The sequence below is a fragment of the Aeromonas sp. 95A genome (assembly GCF_051919235.1).
In the GTDB taxonomy this organism is placed as follows: domain Bacteria; phylum Pseudomonadota; class Gammaproteobacteria; order Enterobacterales; family Aeromonadaceae; genus Aeromonas; species Aeromonas veronii.
Genome location: NZ_JBQBFC010000001.1, coordinates 3,193,774 through 3,219,000, shown reverse-complemented (window position 1 = coordinate 3,219,000; position 25,227 = coordinate 3,193,774). Strand labels below are relative to the sequence as shown.

Annotated in this window: 23 protein-coding genes and 1 riboswitch; of the genes, 12 read left to right on the top strand and 11 right to left on the bottom strand. The window is 62.3% G+C overall.

The window, feature by feature from the left end; translation table 11 throughout:
- Positions 1-164: 164 nt before the first annotated feature.
- A complete protein-coding gene (locus ACTG2U_RS14615; RefSeq protein ID WP_108541223.1) occupies positions 165-620 on the top strand; it encodes a DNA polymerase III subunit chi in 456 nt (151 codons plus the stop codon).
- A gap of 64 nt (positions 621-684) precedes the next feature.
- The gene (locus ACTG2U_RS14610) at positions 685-3,537 is read left to right on the top strand and encodes a valine--tRNA ligase (RefSeq protein WP_429011612.1); all 2,853 of its coding nucleotides are present in this window, start codon (positions 685-687) and stop codon (positions 3,535-3,537) included.
- 67 nt (positions 3,538-3,604) lie between these two features.
- Here the strand turns inward: ACTG2U_RS14610 and ACTG2U_RS14605 are convergent, their stop codons facing one another.
- Positions 3,605-4,591 (bottom strand): sodium:calcium antiporter, encoded by a 987-nt coding sequence (locus ACTG2U_RS14605; RefSeq protein WP_429011613.1) that lies wholly within the window; start codon positions 4,589-4,591, stop codon positions 3,605-3,607.
- 87 nt (positions 4,592-4,678) lie between these two features.
- A riboswitch (yybP-ykoY riboswitch) is annotated at positions 4,679-4,786 on the bottom strand.
- 172 nt (positions 4,787-4,958) lie between these two features.
- On the opposite strand from ACTG2U_RS14605, the gene ACTG2U_RS14600 reads away from it, so the two are divergent.
- Positions 4,959-5,546, top strand: coding sequence for a superinfection exclusion B family protein (locus ACTG2U_RS14600; RefSeq protein WP_042053457.1), 588 nt, complete (start codon positions 4,959-4,961; stop codon positions 5,544-5,546).
- Positions 5,547-5,625: 79 nt separating this feature from the next.
- On the opposite strand, the gene ACTG2U_RS14595 is transcribed toward ACTG2U_RS14600, so the two are convergent.
- Together ACTG2U_RS14595 and ACTG2U_RS14590 are read right to left on the bottom strand one after the other, a co-directional pair.
- A complete protein-coding gene (locus tag ACTG2U_RS14595) occupies positions 5,626-6,480 on the bottom strand; it encodes an AraC family transcriptional regulator (protein WP_111899789.1) in 855 nt (284 codons plus the stop codon).
- 4 nt (positions 6,481-6,484) lie between these two features.
- Complete coding sequence (locus tag ACTG2U_RS14590) at positions 6,485-6,982, bottom strand: GNAT family N-acetyltransferase (protein WP_111899788.1); 498 nt, start codon at positions 6,980-6,982, stop codon at positions 6,485-6,487.
- 161 nt (positions 6,983-7,143) lie between these two features.
- Between ACTG2U_RS14590 and ACTG2U_RS14585 the strand changes: the two genes are divergently transcribed.
- Positions 7,144-8,592, top strand: a complete 1,449-nt coding sequence (locus tag ACTG2U_RS14585) for a catalase (RefSeq protein ID WP_005355226.1) — start codon at positions 7,144-7,146, stop codon at positions 8,590-8,592.
- Positions 8,593-8,902: 310 nt separating this feature from the next.
- Here ACTG2U_RS14585 and ACTG2U_RS14580 read toward each other — a convergent pair whose 3' ends face one another.
- Positions 8,903-9,220, bottom strand: a complete 318-nt coding sequence (locus ACTG2U_RS14580; protein WP_374884825.1) for a DUF1496 domain-containing protein — start codon at positions 9,218-9,220, stop codon at positions 8,903-8,905.
- A gap of 223 nt (positions 9,221-9,443) precedes the next feature.
- Here ACTG2U_RS14580 and ACTG2U_RS14575 point away from each other — a divergent pair, with 223 nt between their 5' ends.
- Together ACTG2U_RS14575 and ACTG2U_RS14570 are read left to right on the top strand one after the other, a co-directional pair.
- Complete coding sequence (locus tag ACTG2U_RS14575; RefSeq protein WP_439974664.1) at positions 9,444-10,745, top strand: hypothetical protein; 1,302 nt, start codon at positions 9,444-9,446, stop codon at positions 10,743-10,745.
- A 109-nt stretch (positions 10,746-10,854) separates the two neighbouring features.
- Positions 10,855-11,631, top strand: coding sequence for a substrate-binding periplasmic protein (locus ACTG2U_RS14570; RefSeq protein WP_439974663.1), 777 nt, complete (start codon positions 10,855-10,857; stop codon positions 11,629-11,631).
- A 12-nt stretch (positions 11,632-11,643) separates the two neighbouring features.
- On the opposite strand, the gene ACTG2U_RS14565 is transcribed toward ACTG2U_RS14570, so the two are convergent.
- Positions 11,644-12,492: a response regulator transcription factor gene (locus ACTG2U_RS14565; protein ID WP_439974662.1), complete on the bottom strand. Its 849-nt coding sequence runs from the start codon at positions 12,490-12,492 to the stop codon at positions 11,644-11,646.
- 145 nt (positions 12,493-12,637) lie between these two features.
- Between ACTG2U_RS14565 and tyrS the strand changes: the two genes are divergently transcribed.
- From tyrS to ACTG2U_RS14550, 3 genes are all read left to right on the top strand, one after another.
- On the top strand, positions 12,638-13,903 hold the full coding sequence (tyrS, locus tag ACTG2U_RS14560; protein ID WP_439974661.1) for a tyrosine--tRNA ligase: 1,266 nt from the start codon (positions 12,638-12,640) through the stop codon (positions 13,901-13,903).
- A gap of 168 nt (positions 13,904-14,071) precedes the next feature.
- Positions 14,072-14,983, top strand: a complete 912-nt coding sequence (locus ACTG2U_RS14555; RefSeq protein WP_439974660.1) for a lipase family alpha/beta hydrolase — start codon at positions 14,072-14,074, stop codon at positions 14,981-14,983.
- Positions 14,980-15,729, top strand: coding sequence for a lipase secretion chaperone (locus ACTG2U_RS14550; RefSeq protein ID WP_439974659.1), 750 nt, complete (start codon positions 14,980-14,982; stop codon positions 15,727-15,729). The genes ACTG2U_RS14555 and ACTG2U_RS14550 overlap by 4 nt, the downstream gene beginning before the upstream one ends.
- 36 nt (positions 15,730-15,765) lie before the next feature.
- Here ACTG2U_RS14550 and ACTG2U_RS14545 read toward each other — a convergent pair whose 3' ends face one another.
- The 4 genes from ACTG2U_RS14545 to sgrR all read right to left on the bottom strand — a co-directional run bounded on the left by ACTG2U_RS14545 (position 15,766) and on the right by sgrR (position 21,198).
- Positions 15,766-16,467 (bottom strand): hypothetical protein, encoded by a 702-nt coding sequence (locus ACTG2U_RS14545; protein ID WP_042655738.1) that lies wholly within the window; start codon positions 16,465-16,467, stop codon positions 15,766-15,768.
- A 44-nt stretch (positions 16,468-16,511) separates the two neighbouring features.
- Positions 16,512-16,907 (bottom strand): acyl-CoA thioesterase, encoded by a 396-nt coding sequence (locus tag ACTG2U_RS14540; RefSeq protein WP_005336457.1) that lies wholly within the window; start codon positions 16,905-16,907, stop codon positions 16,512-16,514.
- A gap of 264 nt (positions 16,908-17,171) precedes the next feature.
- Positions 17,172-19,349, bottom strand: a complete 2,178-nt coding sequence (gene katG / locus ACTG2U_RS14535) for a catalase/peroxidase HPI (RefSeq protein ID WP_194495680.1) — start codon at positions 19,347-19,349, stop codon at positions 17,172-17,174.
- 145 nt (positions 19,350-19,494) lie between these two features.
- Positions 19,495-21,198 carry an HTH-type transcriptional regulator SgrR gene (gene sgrR, locus ACTG2U_RS14530; protein ID WP_194495681.1) on the bottom strand — a complete coding sequence of 568 codons (1,704 nt, stop codon included), beginning with the start codon at positions 21,196-21,198 and terminating at the stop codon, positions 19,495-19,497.
- Positions 21,199-21,298: 100 nt separating this feature from the next.
- Here sgrR and ACTG2U_RS14525 point away from each other — a divergent pair, with 100 nt between their 5' ends.
- From ACTG2U_RS14525 to ACTG2U_RS14515, 3 genes are all read left to right on the top strand, one after another.
- On the top strand, positions 21,299-21,475 hold the full coding sequence (locus tag ACTG2U_RS14525; protein ID WP_101323416.1) for a hypothetical protein: 177 nt from the start codon (positions 21,299-21,301) through the stop codon (positions 21,473-21,475).
- Positions 21,476-21,625: 150 nt separating this feature from the next.
- Complete coding sequence (locus tag ACTG2U_RS14520) at positions 21,626-22,894, top strand: O-acetylhomoserine aminocarboxypropyltransferase/cysteine synthase family protein (RefSeq protein WP_194495682.1); 1,269 nt, start codon at positions 21,626-21,628, stop codon at positions 22,892-22,894.
- 106 nt (positions 22,895-23,000) lie between these two features.
- Positions 23,001-23,627, top strand: coding sequence for a glutathione S-transferase family protein (locus tag ACTG2U_RS14515; protein WP_439974658.1), 627 nt, complete (start codon positions 23,001-23,003; stop codon positions 23,625-23,627).
- Between the two features lie 66 nt (positions 23,628-23,693).
- Here the strand turns inward: ACTG2U_RS14515 and ACTG2U_RS14510 are convergent, their stop codons facing one another.
- Positions 23,694-24,593: a DMT family transporter gene (locus ACTG2U_RS14510; RefSeq protein ID WP_236317775.1), complete on the bottom strand. Its 900-nt coding sequence runs from the start codon at positions 24,591-24,593 to the stop codon at positions 23,694-23,696.
- A gap of 137 nt (positions 24,594-24,730) precedes the next feature.
- Positions 24,731-25,171 (bottom strand): DUF2214 family protein, encoded by a 441-nt coding sequence (locus tag ACTG2U_RS14505; RefSeq protein WP_439974657.1) that lies wholly within the window; start codon positions 25,169-25,171, stop codon positions 24,731-24,733.
- Positions 25,172-25,227: the final 56 nt, after the last annotated feature.

Sequence of the window (25,227 nt, the reverse complement as noted above, 5' to 3'; positions counted from 1 at the left end):
CCTGCCGATAGCTGCATCGGAAGGGTTGGCGTTACCCTGAACCACAAGGAAGAGGCCCGCCTCTTCCTTGTTTCATTCTTGAATCAGTGAGCTGCGGACGGGAAACGCCCCGTCAGCCTCATGAGGCGGTCAACAGTCCGTCACCGCAAAACGGGATCAACCTGATGAGCCAAGTGACCTTTTACCTGATGAGCGAACAGGATGACGCGCAGGCTTCTGCGGTCGAGCGACTGGCCTGCACTCTTGCTGCCGAGTCGTGGGGCGCGGGCCATATCTACCTGTTCTGCAACGACGAGGCCCAGGCCCTGCGTCTGGACGAGCTGTTGTGGCAGCTGCCGCCGGAGCGCTTCGTACCGCACCAGCTGCAAGGCGAAAGCGGCATTGCCCCGGTGGAGATCGGCTATCAGCCACCGAAACGGCGCTACGCCCGCCTCATCAATCTGGCCACTGCGACACCTTTGTTTGCAGGACACTTCGCTCAAGTGGTAGATTTTGTCCCCACTGACGAAACACAAAAGCAGCAAGCCCGCGAGCGCTACAAGCACTATCGCCAGGCAGGCCATACCCTCGAAATGAGGGATCAGCCCGTCCTTGCCGCACCGGATCCGGCGCAGCCCTGACTGCAACCAATTGATCCATAAAGAATCAACACCAGACTCCATCCATCCAGATTACGGCGAGACCATGGAAAAGACTTTTAATCACAACGCCATCGAACAGGCGCTCTATCAGCACTGGGAAGCCCAGGGTTACTTCAAGCCCCACGGCGACACCAGCAAAGACTCCTTCTGCATCATGATCCCGCCGCCGAACGTCACCGGCAGCCTGCACATGGGTCACGCCTTCCAGCAAACCCTGATGGATACCCTGATCCGCTACAACCGCATGCAGGGCAAGAACACCCTGTGGCAGGCTGGTACCGACCACGCCGGTATCGCCACCCAGATGGTGGTTGAACGCAAGATCGCTGCAGAAGAGGGCAAAACTCGCCACGATTACGGCCGTGATGCCTTTATCGACAAGATTTGGCAGTGGAAGGAAGAGTCCGGTGGCACCATCACCCGCCAGATGCGTCGTCTGGGCGACTCCGTGGATTGGGAGCGCGAGCGCTTTACCATGGATGAGGGTCTCTCCGCTGCCGTGCAGGAAGTGTTCGTTCGTCTCTACGAAGATGGCCTGATGTACCGCGGCAAGCGTCTGGTGAACTGGGATCCGAAACTCAACACCGCCATCTCCGATCTGGAAGTTGAAAACCGCGAGATCAAGGGCCACATGTGGCACCTGCGCTACCCGCTGGCCAACGGCGCCAAGACTGCCGAAGGCAAGGATTACCTGATCGTCGCCACCACCCGTCCAGAGACCATGCTGGGCGATACCGCCGTGGCCGTGAACCCGGAAGACCCGCGCTACAAGGCGCTGATCGGCCAGCACATCCTGCTGCCGCTGGTGAACCGCCTGATCCCCATCGTTGCCGATGAACACGCCGACATGGAGAAGGGCACTGGTTGCGTGAAGATCACCCCTGCCCACGACTTCAACGATAACGAAGTGGGCAAGCGCCACAGCCTGCCGATGATCAACATCTTCACCCTGGACGCCCACGTGCGTGCCGAGGCCGAAGTTGTCGATACCAACGGCAACCCGAGCACTGCCTACGACGCCGCCCTGCCGGCCGAGTTCGCCGGTCTGGAGCGTTTCGCTGCCCGCAAGGCGATTCTGGCCAAGCTGGAAGAGCTGGGCCTGCTGGACGAGATCAAGGATCACGTGCTGCAACAGCCTTACGGCGATCGCGGTGGCGTGCCCATCGAGCCGATGCTGACCGACCAGTGGTACGTGCGCGTGGCGCCGATGGCCAAGACCGCCATCGAGGCGGTGGAAGATGGCCGCATCCAGTTCGTGCCGAAACAGTACGAAAACATGTACTTCTCCTGGATGCGCGACATTCAGGACTGGTGCGTCTCCCGTCAGCTGTGGTGGGGTCACCGCATCCCGGCATGGTATGACGACGCCGGCAACGTCTACGTTGGCCGCAGCGAAGACGAAGTGCGCGCCAAGCACAGCATCCCGGCCGTAACCGTACTGCGTCAGGACGAAGACGTGCTCGACACCTGGTTCAGCTCCGCTCTGTGGACCTTCTCCACTCTGGGCTGGCCGAACAACACCGAGGCACTCAAGACCTTCCACCCGACCGACGTGCTGATGAGCGGCTTCGACATCATCTTCTTCTGGATTGCCCGGATGATCATGATGACCATGCACTTCATCAAGGACGAAAACGGCCAGCCGCAAGTCCCGTTCAAGACCGTCTACATCACAGGCCTTATCCGCGACGAAGAGGGCCAGAAGATGTCCAAGTCCAAGGGCAACGTGCTGGATCCCCTCGACATGATCGACGGCATCTCGCTGGAAGATCTGCTGGAGAAGCGCACAGGCAACATGATGCAGCCGCAGATGGCCGAGAAGATTGCCAAGCGTACCGCCAAGCAGTTCCCGGAAGGGATCGATGCCCACGGTACCGACGCCCTGCGCTTCACGCTGGCAGCGCTGGCCTCTACCGGTCGTGACATCAACTGGGACATGAAGCGCCTGGACGGCTACAACAACTTCTGCAACAAGTTGTGGAACGCCTCCCGCTATGTGCTGATGAACACCGAAGATCAGGATTGCGGCTTCAACGGCGGCGAGATGCAGTTCAGTCTGGCAGATCGCTGGATCCAGTCCCAGCTGCAAGTGGCCATCCGTGACTTCCGTACCGCCCTCGATACCTACCGCTTCGACATCGCGGCTGGCGTGCTGTACGAATTTATCTGGAACCAGTTCTGTGACTGGTATCTGGAGCTGACCAAGCCGGTACTGACCAAGGGTTCCGAGGCCGAGCAGCGCGCTGCCCGCCACACCCTCGTCAGCGTCCTCGAGACCCTGCTGCGTCTGGCACACCCGATCATCCCGTTCATCACCGAGACCATCTGGAAATCGGTCGCCCCGCTGGCTGGCGTACACGCCGACACCATCATGATTCAGGCCTTCCCGGAGTTCGACGCCACCAAGGTGGACGAAGCCGCGATGGCGGATCAGGAGTGGGTGAAGGAGTTCATCGTCAGCATCCGCAACATCCGCGCCGAGATGAACGTGGCCCCGAGCGTGCCCCTCAACGTGCTGCTCCAGTGCGATGCCAAGGATGCCCAGCGCGCCGCTGACAACGAGGCTTTCCTCAAGTCGCTGGCCCGTCTGGAGTCCATCCGCGTACTGGCGGACGGTGAAGTGGCTCCCCTGTCAGTGAAGAAGCTGATCGGCGCTACCGAGCTGATGATCCCGATGGCCGGTCTCATCGACAAGGATGCCGAACTGGCCCGTCTGGCCAAAGAGGTTGCCCGTCTGGTGGGCGAGTGCGGCCGTATCGAAGGCAAACTCGGCAACGAAGCCTTCGTCGCCAAGGCGCCGGAAGCGGTCATCGCCAAAGAGCGCGAGAAGCTGGAAGATTACCGTCTCCAGCTGACCAAGCTGGAAGCCCAGCAGGCCGAAATCGCCGCGCTGTAAGCACCGCCCCAACCGATACAACAAAGCCCCCTGCCAAGGGGGCTTTTTCATATCCGCGCTTCCCGCTTCAGCTCACCAGCAACCAGCCGCAAAAACCGAGATAGAGCAGACCGACCAGCCCCAGCCGCTCGGCGGTCATGGTTCCCTTTCTGAACCCCCACCAGAGCACCCCCACCGCCAACAGCGTCACCAGCGAGGAGGCCATCATGGCGCCATCCAGCAACCAGGGGGTAAAGAGCAAGCAGAACGCCTTGGGGATAGTGCCCTGGATCATCATGGCCCCGGAGATATTGGCCAGCGCCAACCGGTTCTTGCCCTGCCGCACCCAGATCAGCACGTTCATCAGCTCCGGCATCTCGGTCGCCACCGGACTCAGCAGCAGGGCAGCCAGCACCGGCGAGAGACCAAACAGCTCGCCCATGCTCTCCAGCTGATGGACAAACAGCTGGGCCGCCAGCGCCACCACTACCAGCGCAGCCAGCGTCTGCAACAGCACCTTGCCAACGGGCGGGATCACCGCATCTGGGGCCAGCTTGAGGGGCTCCGGCAATTCGACTTCGTGGCTGTCACTCTGTTTCAGCTCGCGCCTTACATAGACGAGGTAGACCATCAGGAAGAGCGGGGCCAGCCAGCTCTTGCCGGTGAAGGCGACCAGCCCCAGCGCGGTTGCCACCAGAAAGATGCCCATAAACCAGCGCTGATCCCGGCCAATCTCCCGTTGCACCCCGCCGTCGATGGCGCGCTCGGTACGCCCCATGCAAAGCAGCAGGGTGAGGCCGACCGACCCATAGCCGATGGTCGCCAGCACCAGCGGCCCGCCGAGGGCGGCGCCAATGCCGATCTCCTGCTGGGCGGTCGTGTTGCCCATCAACAGGGCGGTAAGGGTCACGATGCACTCGGGCAGTGCCGTGCCTAGCGCTGCCAACAGCGAGCCTGTGGCACTTTGGGAGAGTTTGAAGTGGTGGCCGGTCCACTCGATGCCATTGACGAAATATTCGCAGGCAAGGTAGATGGTGACCGCAGAGACGAGAAATAACAGCAGGTTAATCAACATAATAGATACCGCCAGGCGAGCAGAATAACCGATGGACCCGACATGGCTCGCCCGGCTGGCGTGCATATCGAGGCCAAAGGTCTTGCAGAGCGATAGTGCCTATCGCCGCCCATGCCATGGATACGAGGATCCAAGAGTGTTGACATGGGCCCGGCCCGGAATGCGGGCGGGTTGCTACTCCCCAATGACTGAGGGGACGTTTTAGCAACTCGACCGCCGCCTCACAAGGCAAATTAATGACAACTCATTCAATAAGTTGTAAGGGAATGTAACCTCGCCAACGCCCCCTCCCCGCCGCCAGTGCGCTGTTGGCACACTGATTGCTGTAGGTAGTTCACTATCCACAACAGTTTGGGAAGGATGAACAATGAAACGGTGGATCCAACATTTCTATCAACTGAACCGCCTCAATTGGCTGATGGTCTGGTTGTTGCTCTGCTGCAGCATCATTCTGCTGTTTCCGGCCGGGCTGATGAAAGGGGCCGTCAGCCAGTGGGCTGCGGATCATGCGGCCTGGCTGGGAGTCGGCATGCTGATCGCCATCTCCTACTTCTGCAGTCAGGGCTTCCTGATCGCCTGGGAGTGGGCGTGCGAAGAGTGGCAGGCGCGCCGTCAGCAGGACCAGCTGGCCCAGATGATCGGCTTCCTCGACTTCAACGAGAAGGCGGTGCTGCGCGAGTTCGTGCTGCAGCGTAAAAGCGTCATAAACTTGCCGATCACCGAGCCCGCCGTCAAAAACCTGATGGATGCCGGCGTCCTCACTTACGCCTACGGCAAACCGACGCGCGAGAAAGAGGACGAGAACCAGATCCGCGCCCTGATGATCGCCCTGCCCGCCCGACCGCTGCTCACCTACAAGGTGCTGGGACTGTCGCGCGGCAAGATGAGCGACGAGCAGGTGGAGCAGATCATGAACGCCCGTCCCAAGTTCGCCCAGAAGGGGTTCCAGCGCTAACCGCCGCCCAACCGCCAGATGCAAAAGAGCCGGACACTGTCCGGCTCTCTCGTTGCTGCATGATCCCGCTGGTTTTTGGCTAGCCCTTCAGACTGGAGCAGAAGCTCACATCGGCCACCTTGGTCACCGGATCGAAGCTGTGATAGAGCTCGAAGCAGGGGCGATCGTCAAATTCCCAACCGGCCGCCACCACCTCGCCAATATGTTGCTGCCAGAGTGCGGGGTACTGGGCCGGATCGGTTACCGTCATGCGTGACAGGCCATAGCGGCCACCCGCCAGCTGCTGGATCTCCACATTGCCACTTCCCCTGGTACCCGCCGGCACGGTGACGCAGATATCGGTGCGACACTGCTGGGGAGCCGTCACTTCGGGGTTGTCGTGGTAGATGAAGATCCACTCCCCTTCGGCCAAACCCAACCCGGCAGCCCACTGATAGAGCTGGTCACACACCGGCTCATAGCCTGCGCCGTAAGGGCCGGTGACCCGGATATAGGCCAGAGTGCGTGCAGCCATCTGTTCGGTTTTCATCTGTAGCCTCCTTTCACTGGAACGGCCTTCAGCATAATCAGAGACCCGGGCAGCCGCGTGTCCATTCTTGCTCAGTTGCAAGAGTGACGGCTGGCGGCGCAACATCCCCGGCGCCATGGCAAACTGCTTGCGAAACGCCTTGGCAAAGGCCTGTGAGCTGGCAAAACCGGCCGAGAAGGCAATCTCGGTGATCGGGTCGCGACTGTAGCAGAGAGAGCGAGCAGCCCGCTCCAACCGCAAGCGACGCTGCATCTCGGCCGGGGTTTCACCGGTGACGGCGGTAAAAACCCGATGAAAGTGATAGCTGGAGAGTGAGGCGAGGCTGGCCGCCTCGCTGAGACAGAGCTCGGGATTATGCTCCAGCGCCCGGATCACCGGGCGCAATCTGGCCTGATAATCGACCATACCGTTAGCGACTGGCGCCCCCCGCGACTCTGGCCATATAGAACACATCCACATAGCGCCCCTGGCGGAAGGCATAATCGCGGGCCCGCCCCTCCTCCACAAAGCCGAACTTGCGATAGAGCGCCTGTGCGGCCTCATTGTCGGTATAGACGGTCAGCTCAATCCGATGCAGGTTGAGCCAGTTATCGGCCAGATCCAGCGCCGCGGCCATCAGGGCAGAGCCAACCCCCTTGCCAGCCCAGTCATCCCGCACTCCCATGCCGATACCGGCCACATGCTTGCGTCTCGGATTGGGCTCAACCAGCAGCGATAGCTGGCCTACCAGCAGGCCGTCAACGTCGGCGACCAGTGCCACCACGCTGTCGCTCTCCAACCGCTTCTGCCACTGGCTAAGGGGAGGTGTGGGCAGGTGCAGAGTGCCCGCCTGAGCATTGGGCATGGAATAGAGATCCCGCAAGGCGGGGGCATCGGCGGGTTCGGCATGACGGATAGTAATCTGCATATGAGGCTCCTTCTCGAAACCTCCATCATGCAATATCCAGCGCGGTTACACATCCCCTACCCGCACCCATTTGTCTTGCCTATCAAAGGGCGAGGAAAGGCCCATTGGCCCATCACTGCGCAGATCCGTAGGCTGGCCCCATATCAACAAGGAGAGAAGCCATGACTGACAAGACCCTGCACAGCGCCAACGGCGCCCCCGTCGTCGACAACAACAACAGCCTCACCGCCGGTCCGCGCGGCCCCATCCTGATGCAAGATATCTGGTTGATGGAGAAACTCGCCCACTTCGACCGCGAGCGCATTCCCGAGCGGGTGGTTCACGCTAAGGGCTCGGGTGCCTACGGCACCTTTACCGTGACCCACGACATCAGCCAGTTCAGCAAGGCCGATCTGTTCAGCGCTATCGGCAAGCAGACGCCTGTATTCCTGCGCTTCTCCACCGTGGCCGGTGAGAAGGGCGCCGCCGATGCCGAACGCGATGTGCGCGGCTTCGCCCTCAAGTTCTATACCGAGCAGGGCAACTGGGATCTGGTGGGTAACAACACCCCGGTCTTTTTCATCCGCGATCCGCTGAAATTCCCTGACTTCATCCACACCCAGAAGCGGGATCCGCGCACCAACCTGCGCAGCGCCACTGCCGCCTGGGACTTCTGGTCACGCCATCCGGAATCCCTGCATCAAGTCACCATACTGTTCAGCGATCGCGGCATTCCCAAGAGCTTGAGGGAGATGAACGGCTACGGCAGCCACACCTTCAGCTTTATCAACGACGCCAACGAGCGCTTCTGGGTCAAGTTCCACTTCAAGACCGAGCAGGGCCACAGCTTCTACACCGATGAAGAGGCCGCCACCGCCGTCGGGCAGGATCGGGAGACCAGTCAGGCGGATCTGTTCAATGCCATCGAGCGGGGCGACTTCCCGCGCTGGAAGGTCTATGTGCAGGTGATGCCGGAGGCCGAAGCCCAGACTTACAACATCCATCCGTTCGACCTGACCAAGGTGTGGCCGCACAGCGACTACCCGCTGATCCCGGTGGGCGTGCTGGAGCTCAACCAGAACCCGGACAACTACTTCGCCCATGTGGAGCAGGCCGCCTTTACCCCGGCCAACGTGGTGCCCGGTATCGGCTTCTCGCCGGACCGCATGTTGCAAGGGCGACTCTTCTCCTACGGCGACACCCAGCGCTATCGCCTAGGCGTCAACCACGGTCTGCTGCCGGTCAACGCCCCGCGCTGCCCGTTCCATCACGGCGCCCATCGTGACGGTGCCATGCGGGCGGACAGCAATGGCGGCGCCAGCCCCAACTATCAGCCGAACCGTTTCGGTACCCAGCAGCCGAGCGAACAGCACGAACCGGCGCTGAGTCTGGAAGGGGCCGCCCTGCACTACGACTTCCGTGACTACGACAGCGACTACTACAGCCAGCCGGGTAACCTGTTCCGCATCATGGACGAGGGGCAGCGCTCGCGGCTCGCCGCCAACCTGGCCCGCTCCCTTATCAATGTGGAAGATGACGCCATCGTCGCAGCCCAGCTCAAACACTTCGAGCAAGCCGACCCCGAGTATGCCAAACGGGTCGAACTGGCACTGGCCGCCTTGCAGCGCTAAGCCGCAAGCAGGCAACATCTGCAAAAACAAAACGGGGGCCTGATGGCCCCCGTTGTTATTCTGCTAAGAGTAACAAACGCAAAAACGGAGCCAGAGGCTCCGTTTTTTAATGCAGTATCAATCCCTTACGGAACGCGCTTCGCGCTCTTCGCGCTCCCTTGCCAACAAGCGTTTGTACCACCAGCTACTGCGACGACGTTGTGCATTGGAAGAGCGACGAGCCATTTCTTAGGTTCCAGCCAAGAGAAGAAAGGAGCTGCATTATGCGACAGGGATCACGTCCATGTCTTTAGCTGGATCAAGAAAAGCCTCACTGACCCACGGAAATCGTCTTCTGATCTTTTGCCTCCCGGGTGGCAGGCAACACCACCGCAGGAGAGCGCCAGGCCAGCGCGCCATTGCTCTCGAGGTCGTTCTGCGGGCCGCACTCCAGCCAGATATCGCCCTGCAGAATGCGGGCCCCTTCGGAATATTTCTGATCCGCAAACCAGCAAACCCGCTCGGGCAATGAGCCCAGCGGCAACACCAGCTCGGGACTGGCAGACTCGCCCACCACAGTGGTTTTGGACGCGGCCAGAGCGGGGGCGAGCCAGAGGGAGGCCAGCAGGCAGAGCAGTACATTTTTCATGAGAGGGATCCTGTTGCGATGGGGGGCACTCTCGAAGAATCGACCAGCCCCGGGGTTTACTTGACTGACAATCATACTGCCTGCTGGCATTGTGGAACCAATATGGTAGCCTGCCAGCGCCTGCGGGCAGTCTCTCGCTGCCACGCGCAAACTTCCGGTGAATTTGTCACGTCCTGACAAAATATAACCTTATTTATCAAATCGTTATTTGGATATTATCCCAATGCGTATCATGCCGTTGCTTCAGGCGGCCTGCCTGAGCCTGATGTTGTCCGCCTGCGTTGCCCCATTGCTGATGATGAGCCCCACCAGCCAACTGATGTGGGCCCTGCTCAAGCCGCTGGTCGGCTTTGACCCGAACGAGGTCAATCTGTTCGAACAACCCCTGATCAAGGATCGGATGACCGCCATCCTTGGCCCCAATTACGACAGCACCATGCAGTTGCTCAAGACTGCCGACAAGTTACAGCAGGAGGGGCCGCTTTTCTATGTGGTCTCCGAGTATGCGCCCGTGCCGGATATCGCCAAGCAGGCGGGGATGGTGTGGAACTCGCAAACCAACCAGATGTCGGTATTGCTGCAAAAAGGGGATGGCACCACCCTGACCTTCGGCGAAAATCTGGCGGGCACGGCACCGACCTGGCCAACCGCCATGCAGGGCTGGCAGACCCCCACCAGCCAGCTCACCCCGACTACCAATGCCCTGACTGGGGCGGCGACCAGTCAGAGTGGCGCCTCCCCCTTCTCCCTTGGCAGCGCTCTGGGCACAGTGACCCGCGGCGTCACCGGCTCGCTGACCAACAGCGCCAGCCAGGCCATCAGCGGCGCAGCCGCCAACGTCACAGGACAGACAACTCAAGCGGTGAGCCAAAGCACGACCGCACTTACCCGCACTGCAACCACCGCAGTCACTGCACCCGCCAAACAGGCGGTGAGCAGCACCGCTGCGACCGCAACGCAAGAAGCGACCAAGGCTGTTGCCACTCCTGCCAAGCAAGCCGTCAGCAGCGCCGCAGCGACCGCGACGCAAGAAGCCACCAAAGCCGTTGCCGCTCCTGCCAAGCAAGCAGTCAGCAGCGCTGCTGCGACCATGACCCAAGAAGCCACCAAGGCCGTTGCCGATCCAGCCAAGCAAACCGTCAGCAGCGCCGCTGCGACCGCGACGCAAGAAGCCACCAAGGCTGTTACTGCTCCGGCCAAGCAGGCCGTCAGCAGTGCCGCGGCGGCCGTGACACAGGAAGCCACCAAAGCCGTTGTCGCTCCGGCCAAACAGGCAGTCAGCAGTGCCGCCGCGACCGTGACGCAAGAAGCAACCAAGGCTGTTGCCGCTCCGGCCAAACAGGCCGTCAGCAGTGCCACAGCTACCGTGACACAAGAAGCGACCAAAGCCGTTGCCGCTACGGCCAAACAGGCCGTCAGCGCTGCCTCCCATACGGCCGGAGAGAGCATTGCCGATGCCGCCAGAGCGGCGGAGGCCAAGGCTCGCGCCAAGGCAGAGGCGGAGATGGAAGCCCTGCTGAAATAAACCGACAGGCCACCGCAAGGTGGCCTGTTTTTTATCCCGCTACCGGATCATGACGTTATGGAAAAGGCCACATAGACTGTTAGGTAACTACCCGCACAAGGAGTGCATCATGCGTCGTCTACTCCCTGCTCTCGCTTCTCTCGCCCTGTTTATCGCGCTCCCGGCTCCGGCACTTATCTACTATTCGGAACAGAACATGCCGCTCAATGGCCAGGATAAAAATGGTCAGCCTGTGGGGTTGGCGGTCGAGTTGCTGCGCCTGATGTGGCGTGAAATGGGAGAGCCGGAGCAACCCATCCACTTTCTGCCCTGGGCCCGCGGCTGGTATCTGCTGACCCAGCAGCAAGAGGCCGTGCTCTTTACCACGGCACATACCAAGGAGCGGGATCCCCACTTCCTCTGGGTCTGCCCCATCAGCCACTCCAGGGTCGCGCTGGTTGGCCGCAAGCAGGATGCCCCCAAAATAGCCAGCAAAGCGGATCTCGCCAAGCTGCAGATCGGTGTGATGCAGGCGGATGTCGGGGAGCAGTTGCTGCTCAACCGCGGGATCAGCCCGGGCAATATGATGTCGGTGGAGCGTATGGAGCAGGTGGTGCGCCAGCTGATCATGGCACGCACCGATCTGGTGGCGGGCAACGAGGTGATGTTGCGCCATCAGGCCAAGGAGCTGGGTTTCCCCAGCGAGGATTTTGTCACCGTCGCGATTCTTGAAGAGCAGGACAACTGCTTCGCCTTCAACCTGAGGGCAGACAAGCAGCAGGTTGCCCGCCTGCAACAGGCGCTGGACAAGGTCAGACAGGGGGATGAATACAAGCAGCTGGTGAAGCGCTACCAGTTGCTCAGTATCCTGCCCGAAACCACTCCCACCATCCCGCGCCTAGAGTAACCCCGGCCCGCCCTATGGCGGGCTCGTTGTATCTCCCGCCGATGAAACGGGGGATGCCTCCATCGGTGCCGTAATGAGGTGGTTCAGAAAGAGATTGAACAGCTCGGCCCGCGAGCCGAGCCGCAGTTTGCCATAGAGATGCTTACGGTGATTCTTCACCGTGCCGCTGCCAATCCCGAGCTCCGCGGCAATCGCCTCCGTATCCAGCCCCTGCAGCAGCAACTCCGCCACCTGCCGCTCGCGCCGGGTGAGCAGATCCCCCCCGACACTCGCCATCGCCTGCTCCACCGCACTCCGGAGGCTGGCGCTGTCTGGCAGCGCAGTGCTCTGGGCCAACAGCGGCTGGCTCTGCCGCCACTGCTGACGACAGAGCGAATGCACCAGCGGGAACAGCTGCTCCAGCCTCGCCAGCTCGTCACGGCTGAGGGTACTGCGCTTGTCGAGTCGCCCCAGAAACAGCATCAGCGTCAGCCCATCCCGCACCGGCAGGATCAGCCCCACCTCCTCCTGCCAGCCGGTGGCCTGATAGAAGTGGTGGCGATATTCGGGATCGAGCCGCCCTTGGGAGACCTGCGCCAGGGTCCAGACGCCGGCAGGCAAGCCCTGCTCCAGCGCCTGCATAAAGGGATCCTGACTGAAGTGGCTGGTGAGGTAGCGGTCAAACAACAGAGCCCGCTGATGATTGAGGTTGTCGTAGAGGTAGACGGGGCGCTGCCCCACCCCGAGCAGCAGGGCGCAATCAAACGCCACCTGTTGCTGGATCAGCCGCACCAGCGCCGCCGGAAAGGCGCTGCTGTGCAGGGCATCGACCACCTCGGTCATGCTGCGGGTCAAGGCATCTGTGGTGAATGGCTGGGTCATGGTGGCACGTTTCCGGTGACGGGGAGCGATTCCCCGCTATGGCTGAATGCTAGCACGAGAGTGGCAAAACTGTCCCTCAGGGGACATATCCGCCACCGGCCAGAACGGCGAGGATGACGGCTTTTCCCCTGTTGTTGGAGCACACATGATCAACCCCCACCTGCTCGATGAACTGACCGAGCGCGGCCTTGTGGCCCAGAATTCCGACCCGGCGGCCTTGGCCGATCATCTTGCCAACCCGCGCACCGTCTATTGCGGGTTCGATCCCACCGCCGGCAGCCTGCATATCGGTCATCTGGTGCCGCTCTTGATGCTGCGCCGCTTCCAGTTGGCGGGCCACACCCCGGTGGCACTGGTGGGCGGGGCAACCGGCCTTATCGGCGATCCCAGCTTCAAGGCGACCGAGCGCAGCCTCAACAGTGCCGATACCGTGCAGGGTTGGGTCGCCAGCCTGTCGGCCCAAATCAGGGCGCTGCTGCCCGCCGATGATGGCCTGTCGGCCCCGCAACTGGTCAACAATGGCGACTGGATGGGGCAGATGTCCGCCCTCGATTTTCTGCGGGATATCGGCAAGCACTTCTCGGTCAATGCCATGCTGGCGCGGGAATCGGTGCGCCAGCGGCTGGCCCGTCCGGATCAGGGCATCTCGTTCACCGAGTTCTCTTACGCTCTGCTGCAATCCTATGATTTTGCAGTGCTGCACCAGCGGCTCGGCTGCACCCTGCAAATTGGCGGCAACGACCAGTGGGGCAATATCACCAGCGGCATGGATCTCACCCGTCGCCTCCATCAGGCGCAGGTGCACGGCATGACCCTGCCCCTCATCACCAAGGCAGACGGCACCAAGTTCGGCAAGACCGAGGGTGGCGCGGTCTGGCTCGATCCGGCGCTCACCTCCCCTTACGCCTTCTACCAGTTCTGGCTCGGCACCGCGGATGAGGATGTCTACCGCTTCCTGCGCTACTACAGCTTTATGTCGCTGAGCGAGATTGATGCACTGGAGGCGGAAGACGCGAAGCGGCAGGGGCGCAAGCAGGCCCAGCAGGTGTTGGCGAACGAGCTGACCGAGCTGGTACACGGCAAGGCGGCGCTGGCAGCGGTGCAGCGCATCAGCGAGCTGCTGTTTAGCGGCGATGTGGCCCGCCTCGGCGAGAGCGATCTGGCCCAGCTGGCGCAGGATGGCATGCCGAGCAGCACCGTCAGCGGCGAGACGGATCTGGTCAGCCTGCTGGTCAGCTGCGGTCTGGCTAACTCCAGGCGCATCGCCCGCGAACTGCTGGCGGCAGGCGCCATCAGCCTCAATGGCGTGCTCAAGCAGGATGATCAGCTGAGTGCCACTGATCGGCTGTTTGGCCGCTACCTGCTGCTGCGCCGGGGCAAGAAGCAGTATCACCTGGTGGCGTGGCAATAAGCCGCAGGGCGGGGAGCTCAGCTTCCCCGCCCGCACCACGAATCCCTTTTGAATCCCGAGTTGCGATCCCCCTCACAGCCTCTCCCGTCAGCAGCCACCATACTGGCACCGGCGAACATGGAGTACGCCACACAATCTGTTCCTCACGAATCAACAAGGATGCTGATGATGAAGAGATGGCTTCTGGTGCTGCTATGCACCCTGCCCATGCTGGCACACGCCAGCGGATACACCCAGACCCGCTACCCTATAGTGCTGGTGCACGGCCTGTTCGGCTTCGACAAGCTGCTCGGGGTCGATTACTTCTACGGCATTCCCCAGGCCCTGAGCCGGGATGGTGCCAAAGTTTACGTGGCCCAAGTGTCGGCCACCGCCAGTTCGGAGCAACGGGGCGAGCAGCTGCTCGCCCAGATTGAGCTGCTGCTGGCAGCCACCGGCGCCGAGAAGGTCAACCTGATCGGCCACTCCCACGGCGGCCCCACCATCCGCTATGTCGCCTCGGTGGCGCCCGATCTGGTTGCCTCCGCCACCAGCGTCGGCGGGGTCAACTACGGCTCCGAGATTGCCGATCTGGTGCGGGCCAATGCCGCCCCCGGCAGCGCCGCCGAGAAGCTGGCTGCCGCCGCGGCCCACGCCCTCTCCGGCATGATTTCACTGCTCTCGGGCGGGAGCCAACTGCCGCAAGATCCGGTCGCCGCCCTCGATGCCCTCACCAGCAAGGGAGCCAGCCAGTTCAACCAGCGCTACCCGGAGGGGCTGCCCAGCCGCTATTGCGGTGAGGGGCCGATGCAGGCCAGCAACGGCGTCTACTACTTCTCCTGGAGCGGGCGCGGCAACCTGACCAATCTGCTGGATCCGGTGGATCCCGCGCTGGCGCTGACCGGCGCCTTCTTCAAGGAGCCCAATGACGGACTGGTCGGGGTCTGCAGCAGCCACCTCGGCAAGGTGATCGGCACCGACTACCGGATGAACCATCTGGACGAAGTGAACCAGTCCTTCGGCATCCACCATCTGTTCGAGACCGATCCGGTCACCCTCTATCGCCAGCATGCCAACCGTCTCAAGGAGCTGGGACTATGAAGATAGCCACCCTGCTCGTCGTACCCTGCGCCATCACCCTGCTGCTTGGCGGGGTGTTGCTCTGGCCCACGGCACCGACGGCAGACTCATCCCCCGCTCAAGCCAACCAGCACGCCTTGAGCCAACCACACGATCCCGAGCAGGAGGCCACCGATGCCCTGCAGGCGCGCTATCGCACCTTTGTCTCCGCCCAGAGCAGCCTGACGGTGCCCACCGAGATCACCCTCGCCAGCCTGCAGATCCTGTTTGACGAGCGGGAGCAGCTGCGCCAGCAGAGCTTTACCCCGGCCGAGCAAGCGCAGCTGTTTGCCGAAGATCGGCTGATGGAGCAGCTGACCCTGCGCCGCAGGGCACTGGCAGAGGCAAGGGATAGCGACAAGTCACAGCTGGCCAGCGAGCTGGATCTCTGGCTGGCGGAGCAGCCTAGCTGGTTTCGCGAGGCGGAGGCCAACAGCCGCCTGCTTAAGGAGTTGCAGGGGCTGGCGCAGATGGACCCGGCCAAACGGGAGGCCCTGCTGCTGGAGACGGGAGGGCCAGAGGCGGTGGATCGGATGCGCCAGCTGGAGCAGCACCGGCAAGGGTTCGAGGAGCAGCTCAGCAGCTTTCTGGCCGAGCTCAGACAACTGCCGAACGAGACCCGGGCCGAACAGCAGCAGGAACTGCTGGCACGCTGGTTCGAGCCCGGACAGTGGCGCCGGGTCGAGGCACTCACCCGGCTCAAACTGGGGGAGCCACAAGCCGAATGAGAAGGGGGCCCGCGATGGGCCCCCTTGCTACTGCGCTTATTGCGGCTTGTTGGCACCCGGCAACGGCTGCCAGGTGAGGCGGGTCACCTGAGTGCCCTGCACCTCGCACTTGAGGCTCAGCTCCTGCCACCCCTTATCCTGACGCAGGGAGACTTCCCCTTCGATCCCCTGCTCGCCAATCTTCAGCTTATCCTGCTCGAAGATCACCTTGTCGCCGTGGGCGAGATCCATCAGTTTGCCGTTGCAGAGCCAGTGAGCGAGATCCGCCCCCTTCAGCTTGACGCCCCCCTTGGCCGCCTTCTGTTCGGCCGCGCTCACCACAAACAGCTTGCTCAGCTCGGCGGCCCGCTTGGTGAGCCACTCCTGACGCTGCTGCATGCTCATCTTGCTGACGAACTCGGCGGGCTGCCCCTTCTCGTCCAGCCATTGGGTCAGCTTGCCGCTGTCGTCAAAGGCGAACTGGGCGGCGGGCTCTTTGACCCCGAACAGCTTGCCGCCCTTGAAGTAGTAGCGGCTCTCCCCTTCCAGCTTGCCCAGCTCGTTCATGATGGGCACGGCGATGATGACGGGGGCGCCATCGATCCAGGCCTTGATATCGACGCCGTCATGGCTGAATTGACGGGTATCGAGGGCGCTCTCGGCCCCCTTCTCCATCAGGGTAAACTGCTCGGCGAGAGAAGCGGCCAGAGAAGGGAGGGAGCAGAATCCCAGGGTCAGCGCGATCGCTGTGTTGCGCATTGAGTTGTACATAGCACTCCTGTGATGGGCCATCCGGCCCGTGGTTAACTCTCTGTCAGCCAGGCCCGCAGCCCTTCCCGGTGAGCATCGCTCAGGGGCAGGGATTGGCGGGCCCGGTAGTCAAAATGGATCAGGGTCGTTTCGGCGGTGACGGCCAGTTCGCCGCCCTGCCAGGCCTCCTGCCAGACCGTAAAGGAACTGGTGCCGATGCGGCGCACGCCAGTCTTGATGGTGACCGGCTGGCCGTAGAACAGCTCCCGTTTGAACTGCACCGTATAGCCCGCGATGATCAGATGCCAGTTATGCACATCCAGATCGGGGGAGAAGATCCGGAACAGGGGATCCCGCGCCGATTCGAACCAGACCGCCGGCACCGTATTGTTGATATGGCCGAGGGCATCCGTCTCCTGAAAGCGGGGTTGGATCTGCATTTCCAGCATGGGTTGACTCCTTGTCTCTTTGTTTCTGTCCTTGTCCGTTCATGGGACATCAGTGGCCAATGGGTGGCCGCCGGGCATCACCAGCGGATCAGCATGTTACATGATACTGCTGGCCCAAGCACAGGGATGCCCACGACCCTGCGCGAACGGCCAGCGGGTGTCGCAGTGCGGCGAGTTTTGGTGCTCTGCAAAAAAACGAGCAGTAAAAAGCCCCGCACATCTTGGGTGTGCGGGGCTGGTGCAGATAACCAAACGGCTCGGGGACTAGCCCAACAGATCGAAGCGATCCGCATTCATCACCTTGTTCCAGGCGGTGATGAAGTCACAGACAAACTTCTCCTTGTTGTCATCCTGGGCATAGACCTCGGCATAGGCGCGCAGCACCGAGTTGGAGCCGAACACCAGATCCACCCGGGTGGCCGTCCACTTCAGCACGCCGCTGCGGCGATCGCGGATCTCGTAGAGATTGCTCGCTTTCGGCAGCCACTGGTAGCCCATGTCGGTCAGGTTGACGAAGAAGTCGTTGCTGAGTACCCCGACCCGATCGGTAAAGACCCCGTGCCCGGTACCGCCGTGGTTGGTACCGAGCACCCGCATCCCGCCGACCAGCGCCGTCATCTCGCAGGCGGTGAGCCCCATCAGATGGGCGCGATCCAGCAGCAGCTCCTCCGCCGTCACCACATAGTCCTGCTTCAACCAGTTGCGGAAGCCGTCGGCCAGCGGTTCCAACACCTCGAACGAGGCCACATCGGTCTGAGCCTGAGTGGCATCCCCCCGGCCCGGCGCAAACGGCACGCTCACCGTCACCCCGGCGGCCTGGGCAGCCTGCTCGATGGCGAGGTTGCCCCCCAGCACGATGAGATCCGCGACGCTGACGCCACACTCGGTCGCCAGCTTGTCATAGACCGCCAGCACCTTTGCCAACTTCGTCGGTTCGTTGCCCGGCCAATCCTTCTGCGGCGCCAGCCGGATGCGGGCACCGTTGGCACCGCCCCGCTTGTCGGAGCCACGGAAGGTACGGGCGCTATCCCAGGCGGTAGTGACCCGCTCGCTGATAGAGAGGCCGCTGGCGGCGATCCTGGCCTTCACCGCCGCCACGTCATAATCGGCACGTCCGGCTGGCACCGGATCCTGCCAGATCAGATCTTCTGTCGGCACATAGGGGCCGACATAGCGGCTCTTCGGCCCCATATCCCTGTGGGTCAGCTTGAACCAGGCGCGGGCAAAGGCGTCGGAGAAGGCCGCCGGGTCATCGCGGAAGCGCTCGGCAATCTTGCGATACTCGGGGTCGAATTTGAGCGCCATGTCGGCATCCGTCATCATGGGTTTGCAGCGGATCGACGGGTCCTCCACATCCACTGGCATATCCTCTTCGGCGATATTGATCGGTTCCCACTGATGGGCCCCCGCCGGAGATTTTTGCAACCACCAGTCGTACTTGAACAGCAGATCGAAGTAGCCGTTGTCCCATTGGGTCGGGTGGGTGGTCCAGGCCCCTTCGATGCCGCTGGTCACAGTGTTGCGGCCGATGCCGCGGCTGTGGTGATTGATCCAGCCGAGCCCCTGCTCCTCGAGGTTGGCCCCTTCCGGCTCGGGCCCGAGCTGTTTGGCATCGCCGTTGCCGTGAGCCTTGCCGACGGTGTGGCCACCGGCGGTCAGCGCCACCGTCTCTTCATCATCCATCGCCATGCGGGCGAAGGTAACTCGCATATCTTGCGCGGTTTTCAGTGGATCTGGCTTGCCATCCACCCCTTCCGGGTTGACGTAGATAAGCCCCATCATCACCGCCGCCAGCGGGTTTTCCAGATCCCGCTCGCCGGAGTAACGACCACCCGGCTTGCCGCTGGGCGCCAGCCATTCCTTCTCCGATCCCCAGTAGATATCCTTCTCCGGATGCCAGATATCCTCGCGGCCAAAGGCGAAGCCGAAGGTCTTGAGCCCCATGGACTCATAGGCCACGGTGCCCGCCAGAATGATCAGATCGGCCCAGCTGATCTTGTTGCCGTACTTCTTCTTGATGGGCCACAGCAGGCGACGGGCCTTGTCGAGGTTGGCGTTATCCGGCCAGGAGTTGAGGGGGGCAAAACGCTGGTTGCCACTGCCGCCACCGCCGCGACCATCGGCGATGCGGTAAGTCCCGGCCGAGTGCCAGGCCATGCGGATCATCAGGCCGCCGTAGTGGCCCCAGTCGGCGGGCCACCACTCCTGACTGTCGGTCATCAGGGCGGTCACATCCTGCTTGAGGGCCGCCATATCGAGCCCCTTCAAGGCTTCCCGATAGTTGAAACCGGCCCCCAGCGGATTGGTCTTGGTATCGTGTTGGTGAAGAATGTCGAGGTTGAGGCTCTTCGGCCACCACTCCATTCTGGACGTCTCGACGGAGGTGGTTCCCCCGTGCATGACCGGGCATTTTCCTGCGGAACTGTCTGAATTGTTGCTCATCGTTTTCCTCATTTGCTCTGCTGTCCATAACCTGAAACAGCATGGCACAGAGGCGTGACACAAACTGTGCAGCAGCGGCCGATTTACGGATCTTTCACGCAAGCGGCCACGGAGCGCCCGTCAGCCGCGACAGAAATTGGACGAACTATGGCGCCTCTGCGGGCTGATGGGGCGGCTCGGGCCGCAGCCAGGCACTGCGAAAATCGAACCAGCCGAGCGCTGTCATCCGCACCCCGTGCACGCCGACCCGGCTCTCCAGCTCCAGCCAGTGGTGGAACAGCGGCACAAACCAGCTCTGCTGCTGCACCCTTGCCAGCAGGGCGCGAGGGCCAGGCTCCTCACCGCTGGCCCGCCACTGCATCAACCCCTGCCACAACCCATGCTGACAGCTCCACACCTTGCGCAGCAACGGGGTGCCCTGCAACCAGGCGTAGGGGGCAAAGGGGCCGGCATGTTCGAGGTTGAGGGTGCCGAGCCAGAGATCCACGTCTTCATCCTCGCCGCTCACCCAGCGACCGTAATCGAGGGTGCGCACCTCGAGCCTGATCCCCTGTTCGGCCAGCAGGCTACTCATGGCGTTGGCGCACTCGTTGAACTCCAGATGCTGGTTGAAGCAGGCAAGCACCAAGGTCGTCGGCAACTGCGCCGGTGTGGGCCAGGGCGTGGGCAACGCTTCGCGCCAGTGAGGAAGCAGGCCGAGGGCGCTGGTCCAGCCCCGTTGCAACTCGGGGGCGACCCGCCCCATCAGGGCCACCGGATTGAGCAGTTGGCCCAGCCACTGGCGCAGCGCGGGATCCTGCAAGGATCCGGAACGATCGTCCTGCAGCAGGAAGTAGCAGCCCGACTCCAGCTCCGATTCGCCGCGCATGGTGCCGAGCTCGGGGCTGTCGCGCCCCAGCTGCAGGTGGGTCTCCAGCCGCTCCGCCAGTTCAGGCAGCATCCAGATATCGATCTCGTCGAGCAGGGCGCGCAGGCCGAAGTAGTCGTCAAACGCCGCAAGGCAAAGATGCAGGGGATCGTTGGCGGCCACCCGGTAAGGGCCGGTGCCCACAGGTTGCAGGGCAAAGCCCGTCTCCCCCTTGAGCTCCCGCGGCAAAATGGTCGCCACCGGCTCCGCCAGCAGGTGGGGCAGCCAGGGATCCGGACTGTCGAGATAGAGATCCAGGGTGCGCGGCCAGGGGCTCTCCAGCCGATCCAGATGGGCGAACAGCGGGCGATCCCGCAGGGCCAGCAGACTCTCCATCACATCTTCCACCACCAGCTCGCGACCGTGGTGAAAACGCACCGCCGGGCGCAGATAGAAGCGCCAGTGACAGGGGCCCAGACACTCCCAGTGGTGGGCCAGATCCCCTTCGATTTCCCCATTTTCCTCATTTCGCCGGGTGAGGCCGTTGAAGATCTGGCGGCTCAGGTGAATTTCGGAGCGGCGCATCGGGCCGGTGGGCAGCAACTGCGGCAACGGCCGGTAGTAGGGCACCCGCAGGATCTGGCGCCCCTCGCGGGTGGCCTGACCGAGTTGTTCGATCAACAGCGGGGTGAGCAGATCGAGGCGATCCTCGGCCAGCCGCACCGCCTGCGCCAGCTGGCCCTGACTGAGCAGATCCCGCAAGCGGCGCCGGGTCAGGCTCTCCTGACTGTCGAGCAAGGTGAGCCGGGAGCGCCGCCCCCGCCCCGCTTCCGCCGACCAGCTGAGCCAGCCCTGATCCTGCATCCGCCGCAGCAGCAGACGGGCGTTGCGTGGGGTGCAGCAGAGCAGATCCGCCACCTCGGCGAGGCTGATCTCCCGTTCGTCGCAGCCAAGCAGCTGGGCGAGTCGTTGAAATTGCTGGTAGAGGCGACCGGTCGGCATAAAAGAGGAAATCCTGTTGCTGTAAGTCATCAGTTTTTACTTCCGCATTTTAGCTCAATACTGCTGATGAACGTGAGAACCACAGCAGAGGAGCACCATCATGAGCCACGCCAATCCCCTCAAACCGAACCGGATCCAGCAGACCCTGCGCCGTTACTTCAAGCGGATCCTGCCGCGCCCATTGGCGCTCATCGAGGATCCCATGCAGCAGCTCAACCGCCTGATGCAGTGGGATATGAACCAGATCGATGACAAGGAGTATCGCCGTCGCCTCTGAATGCGGGCCATGCCAACCACTCGGGACGCGCATCCCCTGCGGGCGACATTGCTTTGCCGGATCTTGCTGTTTACATCGGCCACGGGCCTGATAGATTGGACGTCTATCCATCTATAACTGCCATAAGCAACATCCAACAAGGAGTGTGTGATGAAAGATGCGACCCTGGCCCTGCACCACGGCTTTTCCAACGACCCCACCACCAAGGCGGTCGCCGTGCCCATCTACCAGACGGTGGCCTACGAGTTCGAGAGCGCCCAGCACGGGGCGGATCTGTTCAATCTGGCGGTACCGGGCAACATCTACACCCGCATCATGAACCCCACCAACGATGTGCTGGAGCAGCGAATGGCCGCGCTGGAAGGGGGGATTGCCGCGCTGGTGGTCTCGGCAGGTTCCGCCGCCATCACCTACGCCATTCAGGCGCTGACCGCCGCCGGTGACAACATTGTCTCCACACCCCAGCTCTATGGTGGCACCTACACCTTGTTCGCCCACATGCTGCCGAATTTCGGGGTCGAGGTGCGCTTCGCCAAGGATGACAGTGCCGAAGCCATCGCCGCCCTTATCGATGACAAGACCAAGGCGGTCTACTGCGAGAGCATCGGCAACCCGGCGGGCAACATCGTCGATCTGGCCGCGCTGGCCAAGGCGGCCCACGCCCGTGGTGTGCCGCTCATCGTCGACAACACGGTCGCCACCCCGGTACTCTGCAAGCCCATCGAACACGGCGCTGACATCGTCGTACACAGCCTGACCAAATATGTCGGCGGCCACGGCAACTCGCTGGGGGGCGTCATCGTCGACTCGGGCAAGTTCCCCTGGGCGGATCACGCCGAGCGCTTCCCCCAGCTGACCAAACCCGAACCCTCCTACCACGGGGTGGTCTACACCGAGGCCTTTGGCCCGGCTGCCTTTATCGGGCGGGTGCGTACCGTGCCGCTGCGCAATACCGGCGCGGCGCTGGCGCCGATGAACGCCTTCCTGCTGCTGCAAGGGCTGGAGACCCTGAGCCTGCGCATGGAGCGCCACGTCGACAACGCCCTGCGGGTCGCCCACCACCTCAAGCATCACCCCAAGGTAGCCTGGGTCAGCTATGCCGGTCTGCCGGGTCACCCCCACTATTTGCTGGCAGAGAAGTACATGGCCGGTCGCCCCTCGGCCATCCTCTCGTTCGGTCTGAAGGATGGCTACGAGGCGGGCGTGCGTTTCTACGATGCGCTGAAGATCTTCAAGCGGCTGGTCAATATCGGCGACGCCAAGTCGCTGGCCTGCCACCCGGCCTCCACCACACATCGCCAGTTGAGCGAGGAGGAGCAGGCCAAGGCCGGGGTGAAACCGGAGATGATCCGGCTGTCGGTGGGGATCGAGGCGATCGAAGACATTCTGGCAGATCTGGATCAGGCGCTGGAGGCCTGAGTCGGGCGTTGAGCGAGCGGGCATCAGCCCGCTCTTTTTTAGCCATCGGTGAACCGCCCCCCTAGTCCGCTCGTATATCCCATCCTGCCACCGAATCGAGGTCGTTATGATAGTCCTGCACCACCTGAACAAATCCCGCTCCCAACGCATCATCTGGCTGCTCGAAGAGCTGGGCCAGCCCTATGAGATTAAGGCGTATCAGCGCGATGCCACCACCTTTCTGGCACCGCCCGAGCTCAAAGCCATTCACCCTCTCGGCAAGTCGCCGGTCATCGAGTTCGACGGCCGGGTGCTGGCGGAATCGGGCGCCATCACCGAGTACCTGATCGCCCGCTACGCCGCCGATCAGCTGGCACCGGCACCAGATAGCCCGGAGTATCCCGAATACCTGCAGTGGCTTCACTTTGCCGAGAGCTCCGGCATCCTGCCGCTGCTGCTCGACATGTTCGTGCGCAAGGATGGCAGCCCGATGCGCTTCCTGCCGGACTACGCCAAGGCGGAGTGTGCCAAGGTGCTGGGCTACCTCAATGAGGTACTGGCGAATCGCCACTATCTGGTGGGGGATCGCCTCTCCGGCGCCGACATCATGAACTCCTTCCTGGTGGATCTGCTGGCGCAAAATGGTCAGCTGGCCCACTTCCCGCACCTGCAAGCCTACTGGCAGCGCCTCAATACCCATCCGGCCCGTCAGAAGGCCATGGAGCTGGAGCGCGAGCTGGATCAGCGCCCCTGATCCGAATCGCCACCATGCAAAACGCCCCGACTGTCGGGGCGTTTTTGTTATGCAGCGAGCTGCGGTTTACTTGGTCGCGGGCACCTTGTCCCGGCGCGATTTCCACCACCATCTCAAGCGGATCTGGGAGATCAGCATCCCTGCCAGCATCAGGGCGCAACCGGCAATGGCGCGCTCATCCAGCGTCTCACCCAGCAGCAACACGCCCCCCACGGCGGCGAAGACGGTCTCCAGACTGAGGATGATGGCGGCGTGGGCCGGATGAGCGCCACGCTGCCCCACCACCTGCAGGGTATAACCCACCCCGACCGACACCAGCCCGGCATAGAGCAGCGCCTGCCAACCGGCCACGGCGCCGCTAACTGTCGGGGTTTCGATAACAAAAGCAGTGGCGAGGCTGAGCAGGCCGCAGACCACGAACTGCACTCCGGCGAGCTTGATGGGGGCAACCCGGTTGGAGTAGTGATCCACCAGCAGCAGATGCACAGCCCAGAACAGGGCACCAACTACCTGCAGCAGATCGCCAAAGCCGATGGTGAACTCGTCGGTGACGCTCAACACATAGAGACCAACCAGCGCGATGATGGCGCCGATCCAGGTATTGAGGCCACTCTTGTGGCGCAGCAGTAGCCCCAGTACCGGCACCAGAATGATGTAGAGCCCGGTGATGAAACCGGCCTTGGCGGCAGTGGTATAGAGCAGCCCCACCTGCTGCAGGGAGGCGGCACAGAACAGCACCAGCCCGGCCAGCACACCACCGATCAGCAGTTGGCGATGGTCGCCCGCGACGGCAACAGGTTGTCGGGATTTGAGCCACCAGAGCAGCGGCAGCAGGGAGAGGGCGCCGAGCAGAAAGCGCAGGCCATTGAAGGTATAGGGCCCCATGTGATCCATCCCGAGGCGCTGGGCGACAAAGCCCATACCCCAGATGGTGGCAGCCATCAGCAACATCAGATTGGAGCGCATGGCGATTCTTCCTTAAATCGGCGCGTGACGGGTTATCCGATCCAAGATACCCGCCTCCCTATCCTCTTGTCTCCACTCTTTGTCTTCGCTCTCGCTCTCCACGCGCTGCATCGCACTGCTTTTGAGCACCGCGAGTGTTACAGCAGCGAGGGCTTGGTGAACACGGCCAACAGGGCAATCAGTAGCAGATTGCCCCGCAGGATCCAGACCACCCGGAAGTGCTGCTGGATGGAGATCATCGGCGCCTTGCCCAGACGCAGGGCGCGACGCCAGCGATAGAAGAGGCGGCTGGGATAAACGAGGGAGCCGACAATCAGCAGAAACAGCCCCATCTTGAGGCCGTGGGCAGGATGGGCAAAGATCTCTGTCACCGAGCTGGCATGCTCGAGGGCCAGCAGAGACCCGGTGACAAAGATGGAGAAGAGCGCCAGCGCAGCCACCCCATCGGCCAGCAGCAGGCGGCGCACTCGCAGCATGTTCAGGCCGCGCCGAAAGATCAGATACTCGACACAGAGGGCAAGGATTAGCACCGCTATGCTGCCATAATGAATCATTGAGAGCAGAGTGTGGTTCAGCATCGGAAACATCTCATTTTCTGCCTTTAGACGAGCCGCACAGCATCATATATGCTGGT